This is a genomic window from Reyranella sp., from assembly GCF_004297405.1.
GTDB lineage: Bacteria > Pseudomonadota > Alphaproteobacteria > Reyranellales > Reyranellaceae > Reyranella.
Genome location: NZ_SCVC01000046.1, coordinates 16437 through 31770, shown reverse-complemented (window position 1 = coordinate 31770; position 15334 = coordinate 16437). Strand labels below are relative to the sequence as shown.

The 15334-nt window shown below is 64.8% G+C and carries 16 protein-coding genes; 10 read left to right on the top strand and 6 right to left on the bottom strand.

The window, feature by feature from the left end; translation table 11 throughout:
* Positions 1 to 5: 5 nt before the first annotated feature.
* Positions 6 to 1037 (bottom strand): class I SAM-dependent methyltransferase, encoded by a 1032-nt coding sequence (locus tag EPO50_RS28670; protein WP_296350031.1) that lies wholly within the window; start codon positions 1035 to 1037, stop codon positions 6 to 8.
* 122 nt (positions 1038 to 1159) lie between these two features.
* Between EPO50_RS28670 and EPO50_RS28665 the strand changes: the two genes are divergently transcribed.
* From EPO50_RS28665 to EPO50_RS28620, 10 genes are all read left to right on the top strand, one after another.
* Complete coding sequence (locus tag EPO50_RS28665) at positions 1160 to 2416, top strand: argininosuccinate synthase (protein WP_296350028.1); 1257 nt, start codon at positions 1160 to 1162, stop codon at positions 2414 to 2416.
* A 56-nt stretch (positions 2417 to 2472) separates the two neighbouring features.
* A complete protein-coding gene (locus EPO50_RS28660; RefSeq protein ID WP_296350026.1) occupies positions 2473 to 3135 on the top strand; it encodes a prolipoprotein diacylglyceryl transferase in 663 nt (220 codons plus the stop codon).
* Complete coding sequence (locus EPO50_RS28655) at positions 3120 to 4535, top strand: radical SAM protein (protein WP_296350024.1); 1416 nt, start codon at positions 3120 to 3122, stop codon at positions 4533 to 4535. The genes EPO50_RS28660 and EPO50_RS28655 overlap by 16 nt, the downstream gene beginning before the upstream one ends.
* A gap of 290 nt (positions 4536 to 4825) precedes the next feature.
* Positions 4826 to 5494 (top strand): rhomboid family intramembrane serine protease, encoded by a 669-nt coding sequence (locus tag EPO50_RS28650; RefSeq protein WP_296350022.1) that lies wholly within the window; start codon positions 4826 to 4828, stop codon positions 5492 to 5494.
* A gap of 30 nt (positions 5495 to 5524) precedes the next feature.
* Positions 5525 to 6910 (top strand): ATP-binding protein, encoded by a 1386-nt coding sequence (locus EPO50_RS28645; RefSeq protein ID WP_296350021.1) that lies wholly within the window; start codon positions 5525 to 5527, stop codon positions 6908 to 6910.
* A gap of 106 nt (positions 6911 to 7016) precedes the next feature.
* Complete coding sequence (phnC, locus tag EPO50_RS28640; RefSeq protein WP_296350019.1) at positions 7017 to 7832, top strand: phosphonate ABC transporter ATP-binding protein; 816 nt, start codon at positions 7017 to 7019, stop codon at positions 7830 to 7832.
* Between the two features lie 38 nt (positions 7833 to 7870).
* The gene (phnD, locus tag EPO50_RS28635) at positions 7871 to 8779 is read left to right on the top strand and encodes a phosphonate ABC transporter substrate-binding protein (protein WP_296350016.1); all 909 of its coding nucleotides are present in this window, start codon (positions 7871 to 7873) and stop codon (positions 8777 to 8779) included.
* A gap of 88 nt (positions 8780 to 8867) precedes the next feature.
* The gene (gene phnE / locus EPO50_RS28630; RefSeq protein ID WP_296350469.1) at positions 8868 to 9698 is read left to right on the top strand and encodes a phosphonate ABC transporter, permease protein PhnE; all 831 of its coding nucleotides are present in this window, start codon (positions 8868 to 8870) and stop codon (positions 9696 to 9698) included.
* 8 nt (positions 9699 to 9706) lie between these two features.
* Positions 9707 to 10534, top strand: coding sequence for a phosphonate ABC transporter, permease protein PhnE (gene phnE / locus EPO50_RS28625; protein ID WP_296350467.1), 828 nt, complete (start codon positions 9707 to 9709; stop codon positions 10532 to 10534).
* The gene (locus tag EPO50_RS28620; RefSeq protein ID WP_296350012.1) at positions 10531 to 11289 is read left to right on the top strand and encodes a DUF1045 domain-containing protein; all 759 of its coding nucleotides are present in this window, start codon (positions 10531 to 10533) and stop codon (positions 11287 to 11289) included. The genes phnE (EPO50_RS28625) and EPO50_RS28620 overlap by 4 nt, the downstream gene beginning before the upstream one ends.
* Here EPO50_RS28620 and phnN read toward each other — a convergent pair.
* Genes phnN through EPO50_RS28595 form a run of 5 tightly spaced genes read right to left on the bottom strand, consistent with a single transcriptional unit; the run spans position 11237 to position 15334 of the window.
* Positions 11237 to 11812, bottom strand: a complete 576-nt coding sequence (gene phnN / locus EPO50_RS28615) for a phosphonate metabolism protein/1,5-bisphosphokinase (PRPP-forming) PhnN (protein WP_296350010.1) — start codon at positions 11810 to 11812, stop codon at positions 11237 to 11239. The two genes, EPO50_RS28620 and phnN, sit on opposite strands and share 53 nt — an antisense overlap.
* An 11-nt stretch (positions 11813 to 11823) precedes the next feature.
* A complete protein-coding gene (locus EPO50_RS28610) occupies positions 11824 to 12969 on the bottom strand; it encodes an alpha-D-ribose 1-methylphosphonate 5-triphosphate diphosphatase (protein WP_296350008.1) in 1146 nt (381 codons plus the stop codon).
* The gene (gene phnL, locus EPO50_RS28605; RefSeq protein WP_296350006.1) at positions 12962 to 13675 is read right to left on the bottom strand and encodes a phosphonate C-P lyase system protein PhnL; all 714 of its coding nucleotides are present in this window, start codon (positions 13673 to 13675) and stop codon (positions 12962 to 12964) included. Before phnL ends, EPO50_RS28610 begins: the two co-directional genes overlap by 8 nt.
* Positions 13676 to 13706: 31 nt before the next feature.
* Entirely contained in the window at positions 13707 to 14495 is a 789-nt protein-coding gene (gene phnK / locus EPO50_RS28600; RefSeq protein ID WP_296350005.1) for a phosphonate C-P lyase system protein PhnK, read from the bottom strand.
* Positions 14492 to 15334 (bottom strand): alpha-D-ribose 1-methylphosphonate 5-phosphate C-P-lyase PhnJ, encoded by an 843-nt coding sequence (locus tag EPO50_RS28595; protein ID WP_296350003.1) that lies wholly within the window; start codon positions 15332 to 15334, stop codon positions 14492 to 14494. The genes phnK and EPO50_RS28595 overlap by 4 nt, the downstream gene beginning before the upstream one ends.

Here is a 15334-nt window from a genome sequence, read left to right as displayed (position 1 = left end):
GCGGCTCAGGTCTTCGTGAAAGCGCTAACGCGCGCGAGGAATGCCCGCTCGCTGGCGACTGGCTGCAATCCTGCCGCATCACCCCAGGCGTCGATGCTGCCGTTCGCATACTCTGCGTAGTACGGCTCGTGGAAGTAGTAGGGGAAGAGGTCTAGCAGCCCATCCCATGTCGGCTGGTCGCCCTTCTGGATCGAGTCGACGATCGCGACCAGGCCACCGGGTTTTAAGACACGCGCCATCTCGGCCAGGACCTCGGCGCGGATTTTTTTCGGCAGCTCGTGCAGCAGGAACGAGGAGACGACCAGGTCGAGGCTGGCGTCGTCGAAGGGCAGCGCTTCCGCCGTCGCCTCGAGAAGCTTCACGCGCGCAGTGCGGCCGATCAGGCGACGGGCTTCTTCCAGATAAGGTGCGCTGAGGTCGATGCCGGTGAGCCTCATGCCGGGCCACGCGCTATGCAGAAAGGCGAGCAGTCGGCCGGTGCCACAGCCGACGTCTAGGCCCAGAACCTCGCGCTGGCGGCGTCCCTTCATCCAGTCAGCAATCGGCCGCAGCATGCGTCGGCGCATGGCGTCGGCGGCGCCGGTGAACAGCACCTCGACTTGCGTGTCGTAGATCGCGGCCGATTCCTCGGTGAGCCAACCGCCGCTCTGGAAATGAAAATTCTGCCGGTAGTAGCGCGGCAGGTGCGCATTGGCCTCGTCCTGGTCCGGCTCATCATTGATGCGGCCATGGCGGCGGGCATCGACCTTGGGCAGATCGCGGAAATAGAGCGCGCTGCGGCGCAACAGCTCGGCCGGATCGGGGCCGAGCAGGGCCGGGGCGGCAAACAGCCCGGCCGCGATATCCTGCCATTCCCGCTCGAACAGGCTGCGCAGGTCGGCCGTCAACTCGGCCCGGGTCGGCATTGGCCCGATGGGAAAATCGGGTTTGGGGAGGGGCTTCAGCAGGCGTCGGCCAGCCGCATAGTGGCCAGCATACCAGGCGACCCGCGCGGTCTGGCGGGCGGCATAGCTCAGGCGGTCGAGGGCGGAAACCATGTGAGGTGCAACTATACCGCCTAATATAGCGGCTTTGCGGCACTCTTGCCCTTACCCTTGCTCCGACGGGGTCGGCCGCTATATTCGCGCGCCTTCACCGAACGGACACGAAAGCCGCCAGCATGAGCGTTTCTTATACCGGCCCCCACAGGAAGGGCGACATCAAGAAGGTCGTCCTGGCCTATTCCGGCGGCCTCGACACTTCGGTGATCCTGAAGTGGCTGCAGACCACTTATGCCTGCGAGGTGGTGACCTACACCGCCGACCTGGGACAGGGTGAGGAGCTGGGGCCGGCACGCCAGAAGGCGGAGCTGCTGGGCATCAAGCCGCAGAACATCTTCATCGACGATGTGCGCGAAGAGTTCGTGAAGGACTTCGTCTTTCCGATGTTCCGCGCCAACGCCCTCTACGAGGGCCAGTACCTGCTCGGCACTTCGATCGCCCGACCGCTGATCGCCAAGCGCCAGATCGAGATCGCACGTGAGGTCGGCGCCGATGCCGTCTGCCACGGCGCCACCGGCAAGGGTAACGATCAGGTCCGCTTCGAGCTGAGCTACTATGCGCTGAAGCCCGACATCAAGGTGATCGCGCCGTGGCGCGAGTGGGAACTCACCTCGCGCACCACGCTGCTCGAGTTCGCCGAGACGCATCAGATTCCCATTGCCAAGGACAAGCGCGGCGAGGCGCCGTTCTCGGTCGATGCCAACCTTCTGCACTCCTCCAGCGAAGGCAAGATCCTGGAAGATCCCTGGGAAGAGGCCGACGAGATCGTCTATCAGCGCACCATCTCGCCCGAGGCCGCGCCCGACAAGGCGACGTACATCACCATCGACTTCGAAAAGGGCGATGCCGTCGCCATCGATGGCGTGAAGACGTCGCCGGCGACCCTGCTCACCAAGCTGAACGAGCTGGGCAAGGCCAACGGCATCGGCCGCCTCGATCTGGTCGAGAACCGCTTCGTCGGCATGAAGAGCCGCGGCATCTACGAGACACCGGGTGGCACGATCCTCTACGCGGCGCATCGCGGCATCGAATCGATCACGCTCGACCGTGGTGCGGGGCACCTCAAGGACGAGCTGATGCCCAAGTATGCCGAGCTGGTCTATTTCGGCTTCTGGTATTCGCCGGAGCGCGAGATGCTGCAGGCCCTGATCGACAAGAGCCAGGAGAACGTCACCGGCACGGTGCGGCTCAAGCTCTACAAGGGCAACACCACGGTCGTCGGCCGCAAGTCGCCCAAGTCGCTCTACTCGATGCAGCACGTGACCTTCGAGGAAGACCAGGGCGCCTACGATCAGCGCGACGCCGAAGGGTTCATCAAGCTGAACGCACTGCGCCTCAGGCTGCGGGCCCTGGGCCAGGGCGGACCGAAGACCTGATCTTCGGGCTCCCGTACGTCCATTCGTTCTTCGATGTCGCCGCCTGGGTGACATCGATGGCGGTGTTCTGGCTGACCACCCGCCACCTTCTTCCAGCCACTGCACTGCCGGCCAATCGCGTTTCCCATCCCGGCGCCTATGCGATCGCTGCCGGCTGCGGTGCGCTTTGCGGCGCCATGTTCTTCGGCACGGCGAATGCCTTGCTTTCGGGCGAGCGGGCCATCGGCTTCTCGATGGTGGGCGGGCTCGCGGGCGCCATCGCTGCTATCGAAGCCTTCAAGCGAATGACCGGTGTCAGCGGTTCGACCGGCATTGTTTTTGCCGCGCCTTTCGCCGCCACGGTCGCGGTCGGTCGGCTCGGCTGCTTCTTCTCCGGACTTGCCGATTTCACCTACGGCACGCCGACGACGCTGCCCTGGGCCGTCGATTTCGGCGATGGCGTCCTGCGCCATCCCGTGCAGCTCTACGAAGCTCTCGCGATGGCGCTGATGTTCGTCGTTCTGATCTGGCGCTTTATTGCACGCGACCGTTTCTGGCTGGCCAACGGCTTCTACCTCACCGTGGGTTGGTATGCGCTCCAGCGCTTCGTCTGGGAGTTTTTCAAGCCCTATGCAACCGTGATCGGGCCCTTCAACCTGTTCCACGTGGTCTGCCTGGGATTGCTCCTGTACGCTGCCGTCATGATCCGCAGCAGGAGCGGTGCATGTACGACGGCATAGCGCGCAAGTCGGCGCCATATCTCTTCCTCGGCCAGACGACATCACTTTGCGAGACCTGCCTCGGTCTCGTGCCGACCAAGATCATCGAGGAAGACGGCGCCATCTATTATTCCAAGCGGTGCTCCGAACATGGGGTGATGAAGACCCTGGTGTCCGACGATCCGATCTACTGGCGCCGTACTCTCGAATATCTCAAGCCTGGCGACCGGCCGTTGGCGCCACAGACACGTACCGATCATGGCTGCCCCTGGGATTGTGGGTTATGCCCCGATCACGAGCAGCATTCCTGCCTGGCCATCGTCGAGATCAACGAGGCCTGCAATCTCGCCTGTCCCGTGTGCTTTGCCGACTCCTCGCCCAAGCGTAACTCCCATCGCAGTCTTGCCGAAGTCGAACGCATGTTCGACGCATTGGTGGCCAGCGAGGGTGAGCCTGATCTGGTTCAGATATCGGGTGGTGAGCCGACCATCCATCCCGAGATTCTCGAGATCCTTGCCGCAGCGCGGCGGCGTCCGATCCGCCATGTCATGCTGAACACGAACGGCATTCGTATCGCCGAGGATCCTGCCTTCGTCGACGCATTGGCCGACCTGACGCCGGGTTTCGAGGTCTATCTGCAGTTCGATTCAATGAACGACGATGCGCTACGCAACATCCGCGGCGCGGCGCTCACCCGCATTCGCCGTCAGGCTCTTGCGGCCCTCGAGGCGCGCAACATTTCGACGACGTTGGTCTGCACGGTGAAGCGCGGCGTGAACGATGGTGAGATTGGTGAAATCATCCGCCACGCGCTCACCTTCCGTTGCGTGCGGGGCATCAACTTCCAACCGGTGCAGGATGCCGGCCGTAACGACGGCTTCGATCCGCGCAAGAATCGCATCGTGCTGTCGGAGATCCGCCGCCGGATCGTCGAGGAGTCCGGTGTGTTCGGCGACGGTGACATGATCCCGCTGCCCTGCAATCCCGCGTCGATTTCTATCGGCTATGGATTGCGCGACGGCGAACGCGTCATCCCGCTGACATCGCTGGTGCCGCGCGATGCGTTGTTGCCGGCTATACCCAACGCCATCTCATTCGAGAAGTATCCTGAGCTGCGGCAGCGTTTCGTCGATCTTCTGTCGCTTTCCACGGCCGACACGAACACGGCGGAGCGTCTTGGCTCGTTGCTGTGTTGCCTGCCCGACGTGCCGATGCCCGAAGGTTCGGGTTACGAGAACGTCTTCCGGATCACGATTGTCGAGTTTCTCGACCGGTTCAATTTCTGCCTGGGCAACGTCAAGCGCTCCTGCGTTCATTTTGTGACGCCGGAAGGCCGGATCATTCCGTTCGACACCTACAATACCTTCTATCGGCCGGGCGCCGCGGGAAATGGGCGGCTGATGAAGGAGCAGGGACGGTGAGCGATCCCTCGGTCATTCCACCGCCACCACCGCCCGTAAATCCGGTTCCGCCCCCGAAAAGCACCGGGCTCGCCTGGTTTTTCCTTATTTCGGGTGGGATCGTGCTGTTTCTTACCCTGGGCTGCATCCTCGCAGTCACCGAGGGTAATCCGTTTAGTGAAATGGGCGGCATAGCCCTTCTATGCGGTTCACCGACCTTGATCCTTGGAGGCCTCTTTCTTTGGCTGGGCTCACGCCGTCTAAACCGCTAAGCAAGCTCGGTATGGTGTTGGGTACTTACGGAGTCTTTGATGCCTTTCGATGACGGCGACCGTCCGGGACGGGGGCGCGGCACCAGCGAGCGGGCGATCAACCTGCCGCCGGCCGTGCTCTGGCTGATCGGCATCAACGTCGCCGTCCAACTCGTGCGCCAACTGCTGGGCGAACAGGCCGACCAGGATATCATCCTGCAGTTCGGGCTGATTCCTGTCGCCTATACGTCTGACCCAAACCACGATCTCTTGTCGCTCATCGTGGCACCCATCACCTATCAGTTCCTGCATGGCGGATGGATGCATCTCGGCGTCAACATGCTGACCCTGGCGGCCTTTGGCGCGCCGGTCGAGCGGCTGCTGGGCGTGAAGCGGTTCGTGTTGTTCTATCTGGTGTGCGGCATCGTGGCCGGCTTCGTGCACATCCTGGTCTACCCCGACTCGCCCGATCCGGTGGTCGGCGCTTCCGGTGCAATCAGCGGCGTCTTCGGCGCCGTGCTGATGCTGATGCGCTATGTCGGCAGCCTGACCTCGCTGCTGCCGGTCGCCGGCATCTGGATCGGCCTCAATGTCTTCTTCGGCCTGTTCGGTGGCGCGCCGGGAGCGGGCGGCGAGTCGATCGCTTGGGTGGCGCATATCGCCGGTTTCGTCTTCGGCCTCTTGGCCATCCGCTTTTTCGCGCCTCGCCTATCGAACGGACCGACTTAGCCGGTTAACAAACCGGGCTATAGTCGGCGTATGGCCGAACAGGCGATCCCCCTGCGTCGCACGCTCCTCGCCAATGCTGTGGCGTTAGCACCGTCCTGGGGCGCGCTCGTCATTCTCTACGGCATGGGTGAACTCAGCGGCCGCGCCATGCTGATCGCGATGGCCGGTATCGCCGTCCTGACCGGCCTGCTGGTCCAGCGTTATCTTGGCTCGTTGGCGCGCTTCGCCCGCTTCGTCGGAGAGCTTTCCGACGAGCGTGAGCCGGTGATGCCGCGGCTTTCCTTCGCGCCGGCCACCGAGGAGCTGGCGACGGCGGCGGCGACCCTGGCTGTGGGTTGGCGTCGTCAGCGCGCCTCGATCGACAATTTGGCAGCCTCCGCCCAAGCGATCGTCGATGGCCTGCCCGACCCGCTGATTTCGGTCGATCGCCAGCGCCGTATCGTGCGGACCAACCTCGCGGCTGCATCGCTGCTCGGCACTGTCGGTGCCGAACGCGACCTCTCGACGGTGCTGCGCCAGCCACAGCTTCTTTCGGCAATCGACGCGCTGCTTGAGACCAGTGCTGATGGGAACTTCGCCAAGGCAGATCAGAGTGCGGTCGAGCTGGCGCTGGCGGGGCCGCCTGAACTCGACCTCATCGCCCATCTGCGCCGCCTGCCGCGCGCGGCAGCCGACGGATCGCTGGCGCTAATCGTGCTGCACGATACGACGGCCTTGCGCCGGGCCGAGCGCATGCGCGCCGATTTCGTCGCCAACGCGAGCCACGAACTCAAGACGCCGATCGCAGGCCTTGCCGGTTTCATCGAAACCCTGCGCGGACCGGCACGCGACGATGCGGTGGCGCGCGAGCGCTTCCTCGGCATCATGGCCGAGCAGGCCGATCGCATGCGCCGCCTGGTCGACGATCTCCTGATGCTGTCGCGCATCGAGCAGCACGAGCACGCGCGGCCGGATGCCGACATTGCTCTCGGCCGGGTGCTGCGTTCAGTGATGGACTTGCTGCAGCTCAAGGCCTCCTCGCGCAACGTGAAGATCGAACTCAGCCTCGATCCGATGCTGCCGTCTGCGGTTGGCGATTTTGACGAGCTCACCATCGTGTTCCAGAACTTGATCGACAACGCCGTCAAGTATGCGCGACCGGCCACGACGGTGCGGATCGCGGCGCGGCCGGTCGGCTCGGATCGGGTGGCTGTCGCAGTGAGCGACGAGGGTGACGGCATTCCCGCTACTCACCTGCCGCGCCTCACCGAGCGTTTCTACCGGGTCGATACGGCGCGCTCGCGCCAGCTCGGTGGCACCGGCCTCGGCCTCGCCATCGTGAAGCACGTGGTCAACCGCCATCGCGGCCGGCTCGACATCCAGAGCAGCCCGGGCAAGGGCTCGACTTTCACAGTCACTCTGCCCGCCGTGCGATAGCTCTTCTCCACCGATCGTCTTTTCTTTGTAACCAGACTGTAGCGCCGTCGCAGCCTGCAGCCGCTACCCACCGACTGGGCAACGCCTTGTATAGGTGGGGGTTACGGTGCTGCGACTGGAAGGGATTACCAAGAGCTTTGGCGGCAAGCATGCCGTCGACGGCGTGTCTCTCACCGTGCCCGTCGGTCAGCTCGTCGGCGTGATCGGCCGGTCGGGTGCCGGCAAGTCGACCTTGCTGCGCATGATCAATCGCCTGGGCGAGCCGACGTCCGGCCGCATCCTGTTCGGTGACACCGATGTCACGGCGCTGCGCGGCCGGCCGCTGCGCGCCTGGCGAGCGCGATGCGCCATGATCTTCCAGCAGTTCAATCTCGCGGGCCGGCTCGATGTCCTGACCAACGTGCTGATGGGCCGCGCTTTCCATATGCCGCCCTCGCGCGCGCTCCTGAAGATGTGGACCGACGATGAGAAGGCGCAAGCACTCTCGGCGCTCGAGGGCCTCGACATGGCACGGTTGGCTGGTCAGCGCGCCGAGACACTGTCGGGTGGTCAGCAGCAGCGGGTCGCCATCGCCCGCGCCCTGGTCCAGGAGCCCGATATCGTTCTGGCCGACGAGCCGATCGCCTCGCTCGACCCGCGCAACACGAAGGTGGTGATGGATGCGCTGCAGCACATCAACCGCCATCTCGGTATCACCGTGATCTGCAACCTCCACAGCCTCGATCTGGCGCGCAGCTACTGCGACCGGCTGGTCGGCATGTCCGGCGGTCGTGTGGTGTTCGACGGTGCTCCGGCCGCCCTCACCGATGCCACGGCCCGCGATCTCTACGGGCTCGAGGCAGGCGACGTGGTCGGCCATGCCGCTCCGCCCCCGATGTTGCCGGCTGGCGTCCAGCCGGGCTTTGCCCTCGCGGGTTCCTGACCTCTCTGCGTTTTCGCGTTTTTCCAAGGAGAACACTCATGCTCACCCGTCGTCTCGCGCTGGGCGCTGCCCTCGCCGCTGCTTCGTTTGCCGGTGCTGCTCACGCCCAAAGCTGGCGCGGCGCCTATCCCGAACTGGTGTTCGCCGTCATCCCGGCGGAGAACGCGTCGGGCGTCACCGAGCGCTATGGCCCGTTCATCGAGTATCTCTCCAAGGAACTCGGCACCAAGGTGACCCTGCGCATTGCCAACGACTATGCAGCGGTGATCGAAGGCCAGCGCAACGGCAGCATCCATCTCGCCGGCTACGGCCCGGCCTCCTACGCTCGCGCCGTCGTCACCGGCGTGAAGGTCGAGCCCTTCGTCACGACCGTGAACAACGACGGCACGATCGGCTACCACTCGGTCTTCTATGTGCGCGCCGACAGCCCCTACAGGACGATCGAAGATCTCAAGGGCAAGAACCTGGGCCTGGTCGATCCCAACTCGACCTCCGGCAACAACGTGCCGCGCTTCACCTTGAACAAGCTCAAGATCAACCCGGACACGTTCTTTGCTCGCGTCACGTACACGGGCAGCCACGAGAACGCGATCATTGCGCTCCAGCAGAAGACGGTCGACGTCGCGGCCAACTGGTGGAATGCGGAGAACGACTCGAATCTGACACGTATGGTCTCCAAGGGTCTCGCCAAGCAGGACGACTTCCGCATCATCTCGAAGTCGGACCTGATCCCCAATTCGCCCTTCGCTTACCTCGCCAGCCTGCCGCCTGACCTCAAGGCCGCCATCGTCAAGGCGTTCAACGAGGCGCCGACTAAGGCCAAAGCGGCGTTTGATAAACTGTCCGACGGCAAGGATCGCGGCTTCACCAAGGTCGATGCCACGACCTACGAGCCGGTGGTCGAGCTGATCAAGTTCGTCGACCAGTTGCGCAAGCAGAAGAGCTGAGCCCAGCGCACGTCGTCCGGGGCGTATTGCTCCCGTGAGTACGCACGTCGTCAGACTGCCCGAGGCGCAGCTCCAGCCTTTGCTGGCGGTGTACAACGCCTCGGTCCGCAGCCGTCGCCGGCACACGCTGCTGATCCTGGCGTGTGTCGCGGTGGCGATGTTGCTGGCCTCGATCTCGGCTGAAGTCTCGCTCTCCAAGCTCGCGGAAAACATCCATCGTTTCCCGAGCTACATCGTCCGGCTGTTCTTTCTCGAGAACGGCCAACCGGTCTGGACCGATTTTGGTGAGTGGTTCTGGGGCCTGCAGCGCTGGCTGAGGCTGCTCGGTGAAACCCTGCTCATGGCCTATGTCGGCACCGTGCTGGGTGCGGGCGTGGCCTTTGTCCTGGCTTTCCTGGCAGCCGCCAATGTGGCGCCGTCGCGCTGGCTGCGCATCATCGTGCGCCGCTTCGGCGAGGTTTGCCGCACCGTGCCGACCCTGGTGCTGGCGCTGATCTTCGTCATTTCCTTTGGCCTTGGCCCGATGGCGGGCGTGCTGGCGGTCATCGTCCATACGTTCGGTGTGCTCACCAAACTGTTTGCCGAAGTCATCGAGAATATCGACATGAAGCCGGTCGAGGGCGTGTCGTCGACCGGCTCGCCCTGGCATGTCGCCATGCGTTTCGGCGCGCTGCCGCAAGTCATGTCGAACTTCACCAGCTACACGCTGCTGCGGTTTGAGATCAACGTGCGCGAGGCGGCCGTCATGGGCTTCGTCGGCGCCGGCGGCATCGGCCAGGATCTCGTCGAGGCCATTCGCAAGTTCTACTACTCGGATGTGTCCGCCATCCTGGTGCTGATCCTGCTGACAGTGGCGGTGATCGACATGCTCACGTCCAAGGCGCGGCATCGCTTGATCGGTCTGGAAGGGAAGCCCTGATGTCGGCCATGCGTCAGCGCTACCCCGAACACTTCCAGCGCTTCGGCCGCGACCGGTTCGTCATGGCGGCGATCGGCGTCGGCCTGTTCGCCCTGCTGATTTATGCGATGGGCCGGCTCGGCTTCTTCGACGGCACGCTGCTCTCGGGCCTGGGTCGGCTGTTCGAGATTGTGGGTCTCATGCTGCCGCCCGATCCCGGTTCGTGGGCGCACGTCAAAACCTACTCGATCTCGCTTCTCGAGACGGTGGCCATTGCGCTGCTTGGCACTCTGTCGGCTGCCGTATTGGCATTGCCAGTCGCCTTGCTGGCGGCGCGCAACGTTACCGCCCAACGTGTCGTGCGCTTCCTCTCGCGCCGCTCGCTCGACACGATCCGCAGCGTCGACATTCTCGTATGGGCACTGATCTGGATCAACGTGGTGGGATTGGGCCCGTTCGCCGGCGCTCTCGCCATTATGACCGCCGACATCGGCAGCTTCGGTAAGCTCTTTTCCGAGGCGATCGAGGCCGCGGATCGCAAGCCGGTCGAAGGCATCACCTCGGCTGGCGGCAGCCATATCTTCGGCATCCGGTTCGGTATCCTGCCCGAAGTCTTTCCCGTGCTGATGAGCCAAGTGCTCTACTACTTCGAGTCGAACACGCGGTCGGCCTCGATCATCGGCATCGTCGGCGCGGGGGGCATCGGTTTGCATCTCGCCGAGGCGATTCGCACCCTCGAGCTACAACAAACCTCCTTTATCGTTCTGATGATCCTGGTGGCGGTCGCTGCCATCGACTTCCTTTCGAGCCAACTGCGCTTCGCCATGATCGGCCGGCGTGGAGGAGTATCCGTTTGACCGATCTGTCTCCCGATCTGGCCGAAACGCCCCGATACGCACTCTATTACGCGCCACGGGCCGACGAACCGCTGGCCCGCACCGCCACACAATGGCTGGGTCGTAACGCCGAAACGGGCCAGAGCCGCGCCCTCGTACCCGTGGCCGGCATCGCCTACGAGCGGCTGGCCGCCATCGTCGCCGATCCCCGGCTCTACGGTTTCCACGGCACCTTGAAGGCGCCGATCGCACTCGCCGATGGCATCACGGAACGCGACCTGCTCGACGCGGTAGGCCGCTTCGCCATGGGCCAGCGGCCGATCACCGTGCCGACGATGGTGTTGACCGAGTTGTCGGATTTCCTTGCCCTGGTTCCCGGCGCGCGCTGCGTGGAGCTTCACGATCTTGCCGACCAGTGTGTCGTCGAATTCGACGAGTTCCGCCGCCCGGCCGACGAAGCCGAACTGATGCGCCGCCGCGGCTCGGGTTTGTCGCAGCGCCAGGACGATCTACTGGTGCGCTGGGGCTATCCCTATGTGCTGGAGCATTGGCGCTTCCACCTCACCCTGAGCGGGCGCCTGCCCGACGAGCGGGAACGCCAGATGGTCCTCGCGGAGCTGCGCCGCCGCTTTGGCGGCGAAATCGACCGGCCTCTGGCGGTGCGTGACCTTTGTGTTTTCCGTCAGCCGGGCCTCGGTCGGCCCTTCTCGGTGCTGGCGCGCTTCAGGCTCGGCGGAGGGCGTCGCCTGAGTACGCAAGTGTGGCAAGCAGCGTAACGAAGCGGGTGGCCGCCTCGTCCAGCGGACCATCGTTGACGATCGTCATCAACCGTGGATCGTCGATCCTGTAGGCATCGGCGCGGTCGAGCCGGGCCACCGCTTGAACTGCCGTTTCGCGGCCGCGGGTGGCCAGGCGCTGCTCAAGGCGTTGCGGTGACGCCGTGATCAGTACGGGACGCGCCAGCGAATCGAGGCCGCCGGTCTTCTGGAAGTGGTCGCGCGAACCGCTCACCACCACGGCCATGCCGGCGCGCCGCCAGTCGTGGATCTCGCGGCCGACGCCATAGTCGTTGCCATGCGCGTGCCAGTGATAGGCGAAGAGGCCATGGGCGAGACGCGTGGCGAACTCCGCCCGGCTCAACGCCACATGGTTCTCGCCGCCACTGTCGGCCGGCCGTGTGATGTAGCGATGGGCAAAGACGACCGGCGCGTCGGCCGGCAGCAGGGCACGGGCGCGGCCCAGCACCGAGTCCTTGCCGGCGCCCGAAGGACCCATGACGTAGACGAGGGTGCCCTCCATGTCGTGCACCCTCAGACGACGCGGTCGCCTTCGCGCCAGACGGCGCGCACGACGGCAGCACCATCGACGGCGCGGACGCGCACCAAATCGGCGCGGCGGTCGACGGCGATCTCGCCGCGGTCACCGAGACCGACGGCCTTGGCAGGATTGAGCGACGCCAGCCGCACCGCCTGCGGCAGCGAGATCCCGATGCCGGCGGCGGGCAGCTTGAAGATGCTCTCCATCAGGCTCGCCGGCACGTAGTCGGAAGACAGGATCTCGGCATGGCCAGCACGCACCAGATCGATGGCGGCAATGTTGCCGGAATGCGAGCCGCCCAGCACGAGGTTGGGCGCACCGACCAGCACAGCGAGGCCCGCATCACGCGACGCCTGGGCCGCCTCTCGCGTGGTGGGGAATTCGGCGATGGTCATGCCGTTCGCTACAGCCTCTTTAACGTGCGCCTCGGTGGCGTCGTCGTGGCTGGCGATCGGCAGGGCCCGCGCGTGGGCGCGGCTCACGATCTCACTGCGATGCCGGGTGGCATTTCGGTGATGCAACTCGGTGACGCGGATCGAGAATTCCTCGAACTGCTCGTCGGTCATCGCATGCTTGCCCTTGTAGTACTGCTTCAGCTTCTCGGGATCGAGGAATTGACGCTGCCCGGGCGTGTGATCGTTGATCGAGACAAGACCGACCAGCGGCAGGTCGATCCACTTGTCGACGGCCTCGACGGCATCGTCGGCCGAGATCTCGCAACGCAGATGGATGCGATGTTCGGCGCGCGTCATCTGCCGATCGGCAGCGGCGCAGACCGCCTCGATCATGCGCTCCCGGTTCTGCACTCGATCCGATTTGCCGTGCACGTCACCCAGCGCCAGCGAATCGTAGACGGTGGTAATGCCGGCGGCGCTGATCTGCGTGTCGTGTGCCATGACGGCGGAGACGCTCGGCCACTTCACGCCAGGTCGCGGCGCGAAGTGCTTCTCCATGTTGTCGGTATGCAGCTCGACCAGGCCGGGCAGGAGGTAGTCGCCTTCGAGGTCGATGACGTCCGCGACATGGCTGCGACCGGCCGCGACTTCGGTAATGCGCCCGTCGTGCAGCACGACAGTGCCGTCGAACTCGGCATCGGCCGTGACGATACGGGCGTTGGTCAGGATGGTTTCGCTACGCATGGCAGGCTCCAGCCGGGGATGCGGGGGGAAGAACTTCATGGATGCGCGTGGCGACGGCGTCGCGAACACCGGTGTCGTGAAAAATGCCGACGACGGCCGCGCCGGCATCGCGGCGCTGACAGATCAGCTCGACGACGCCGTCACGATTGGCGGCATCGAGCGAAGCCGTGGGCTCGTCGAGCAGCAGGATCGGATAGTCGACGATCAGCGACCTCGCGATGTTGATGCGCTGCTGCTCACCGCCCGAGAAGGTGGCAGGTGGGAGCGCCCACAGGCGGGCGGGAATGCCCAGCATGCCCAGAAGGAACTCGGCGCGGTGGCGCGCCTCTGTCGCTTCGATGCCCCTGCGCAACAGCGGTTCAGCCACGACGTCCACGGCGGCAACGCGCGGGATCACTCGCAGGAACTGGCTGACGAACCCCATGGTGCGGTGACGCACGTCGAGCACGGTGCGCGGTTCCGCTCCCACCAGCTCGGTCCAAGCATCGTCCTGTCGAACGCGGATGGACCCGGCGTCGGCGCGATAGTTGCCATAGAGCGACCGCAGCAGGGTGCTCTTGCCTGCACCCGAGGGGCCGACCAGGGCCAGGCATTCGCCCGGCGACACGGCAAGCGCCACATCGTGCAACACGGGAAGGGCTAGATCGCCGTGGGCATGGACGATGAAGGATTTGCTGAGGCCCGAAACGCGCAAGGCGGGCGGCATGGTCGGATCTCCGCAGCTCATGTGGGGCGGTTCATACGGGCAGGATCGAAGCGACGAGCATCTGCGTGTAGGCGTGCTGCGGATCGTCGAGGACCTGGTCGGTCAGGCCGTCCTCGATGACAGCGCCGCCCTGCATCACCATCAGCCGATGCGTCAGCAAACGGGCGACGCCGAGATCGTGGGTCACCAGCACGGCCGACAGATGCAGGTGTTCGACGAGGCCGCGCAGAAGATCGAGGATGCGCGCCTGCACGGAGACATCGAGGCCGCCCGTCGGCTCGTCCATGAACACGAGCCGCGGCCCGCTCACCAGGTTGCGGGCGATCTGCAGGCGCTGGCGCATGCCACCAGAGAAGGTAGTTGGCCTGTCGTCGAGCCGGTCGGCATCAATTTCGACACGCGCCAGCCAATCGGCGGCGCTGCCGCGGATCTCGCCATAGTGGCGCGCGCCCACCGCCATCAGCCGCTCGCCGATATTGGCGCCGGCGCTCACGCCCATGCGCAAGCCTTCGCGCGCATCCTGGTTCACAAACCCCCACTCGGTGCGCGTGAGCAGGCGGCGACGCGCTTCGGAGAGGCGATGCACGTCGACAGCGCCGGCCGATGCCGTCTCGTAGGTAACCGAGCCTTCGTCGGGTGTGAGGCGACCTGCGAGGCAGTTCAGCAAGGTCGTCTTGCCCGAACCCGATTCGCCCACGATGCCCAAGACCTCGCCCGGCCATAGATCGAAGCTGACGTCCTGGCAGGCCACACGGCCGCCGAAGCGCTTGGTGACGTTGCGCGCCGAGAGGAGAGGGGACGAAAGCGTCGGTGCGCTCATCGCCGTCCCTCGCAATAGTCGGTGTCGGAGCAGACGAACAGGCGCTTGCCGGCATCGTCGACGATCATCTCGTCGAGAAAGCTCTCGGTGGAGCCGCAGAAAGCGCAGCACTCGTTCCAGCGCTCGATCTCGAAGGGATGGTCGTCGAAGTCGAGGCTCTTCACCGGCGTGTAGGGCGGCACGGCGTAGATGCGCTTCTCGCGGCCGGCGCCGTAGAGTTGCAAGGCCGGGCTGCGGTCGAGCTTGGGATTGTCGAACTTCGGAATGGGCGAGGGGCTCATGATGTAGCGCCCGTTCACCTGCACCGGATAATTGTAGGACTTCGAGATTCGGCCGTGCCGGGCGATGCTCTCGTAGAGGCTAACCTGCATGACGCCGTATTCGGACAGGGCGTGCAGGGTCCGCGTCTCGGTCTCGCGCGGCTCCAGCATGCGCAATGGCTCGGGAATCGGCACCTGGAAGACCAGGATCTGGCCGCCCTTGAGTGGTGTCTCCGGCACGCGATGGCGCGTCTGGATGATGGTGGCCTCTTCCGTGCGTGTCGTCGTGGCGACGTCGGCTACATGCGCGAAGAAGCGGCGGATCGACACGGCATTGGTCGTGTCGTCGGCGCCCTGGTCGATCACCTTCAGCGTGTCGTCGCGGCCGATGATGGCGGCCGTCACTTGGATGCCGCCGGTGCCCCAGCCATAGGGCAGGGGCATCTCGCGTCCGCCGAATGGCACCTGATAGCCCGGCACGGCCACCGCTTTCAGGATGGCGCGGCGGATCATCCGCTTGGTCTGCTCGTCGAGGTAGGCGTAGTTATAGGCGCCCTCGGTAATGCTGGTGTCCGGCAT

Coding starts and splice junctions, on each gene's coding strand:
- EPO50_RS28670 (WP_296350031.1), bottom strand. CDS start 1,037: ATGGTTTCCGCCCTCGACCGCCTGAGCTATGCCGCCCGCCAGACCGCG.
- EPO50_RS28665 (WP_296350028.1), top strand. CDS start 1,160: ATGAGCGTTTCTTATACCGGCCCCCACAGGAAGGGCGACATCAAGAAG.
- EPO50_RS28660 (WP_296350026.1), top strand. CDS start 2,473: ATGGCGGTGTTCTGGCTGACCACCCGCCACCTTCTTCCAGCCACTGCA.
- EPO50_RS28655 (WP_296350024.1), top strand. CDS start 3,120: ATGTACGACGGCATAGCGCGCAAGTCGGCGCCATATCTCTTCCTCGGC.
- EPO50_RS28650 (WP_296350022.1), top strand. CDS start 4,826: ATGCCTTTCGATGACGGCGACCGTCCGGGACGGGGGCGCGGCACCAGC.
- EPO50_RS28645 (WP_296350021.1), top strand. CDS start 5,525: ATGGCCGAACAGGCGATCCCCCTGCGTCGCACGCTCCTCGCCAATGCT.
- phnD (WP_296350016.1), top strand. CDS start 7,871: ATGCTCACCCGTCGTCTCGCGCTGGGCGCTGCCCTCGCCGCTGCTTCG.
- phnE (WP_296350467.1), top strand. CDS start 9,707: ATGCGTCAGCGCTACCCCGAACACTTCCAGCGCTTCGGCCGCGACCGG.
- phnN (WP_296350010.1), bottom strand. CDS start 11,812: ATGGAGGGCACCCTCGTCTACGTCATGGGTCCTTCGGGCGCCGGCAAG.
- EPO50_RS28610 (WP_296350008.1), bottom strand. CDS start 12,969: ATGCGTAGCGAAACCATCCTGACCAACGCCCGTATCGTCACGGCCGAT.
- phnL (WP_296350006.1), bottom strand. CDS start 13,675: ATGCCGCCCGCCTTGCGCGTTTCGGGCCTCAGCAAATCCTTCATCGTC.
- phnK (WP_296350005.1), bottom strand. CDS start 14,495: ATGAGCGCACCGACGCTTTCGTCCCCTCTCCTCTCGGCGCGCAACGTC.
- EPO50_RS28595 (WP_296350003.1), bottom strand. CDS start 15,334: ATGCCGGACACCAGCATTACCGAGGGCGCCTATAACTACGCCTACCTC.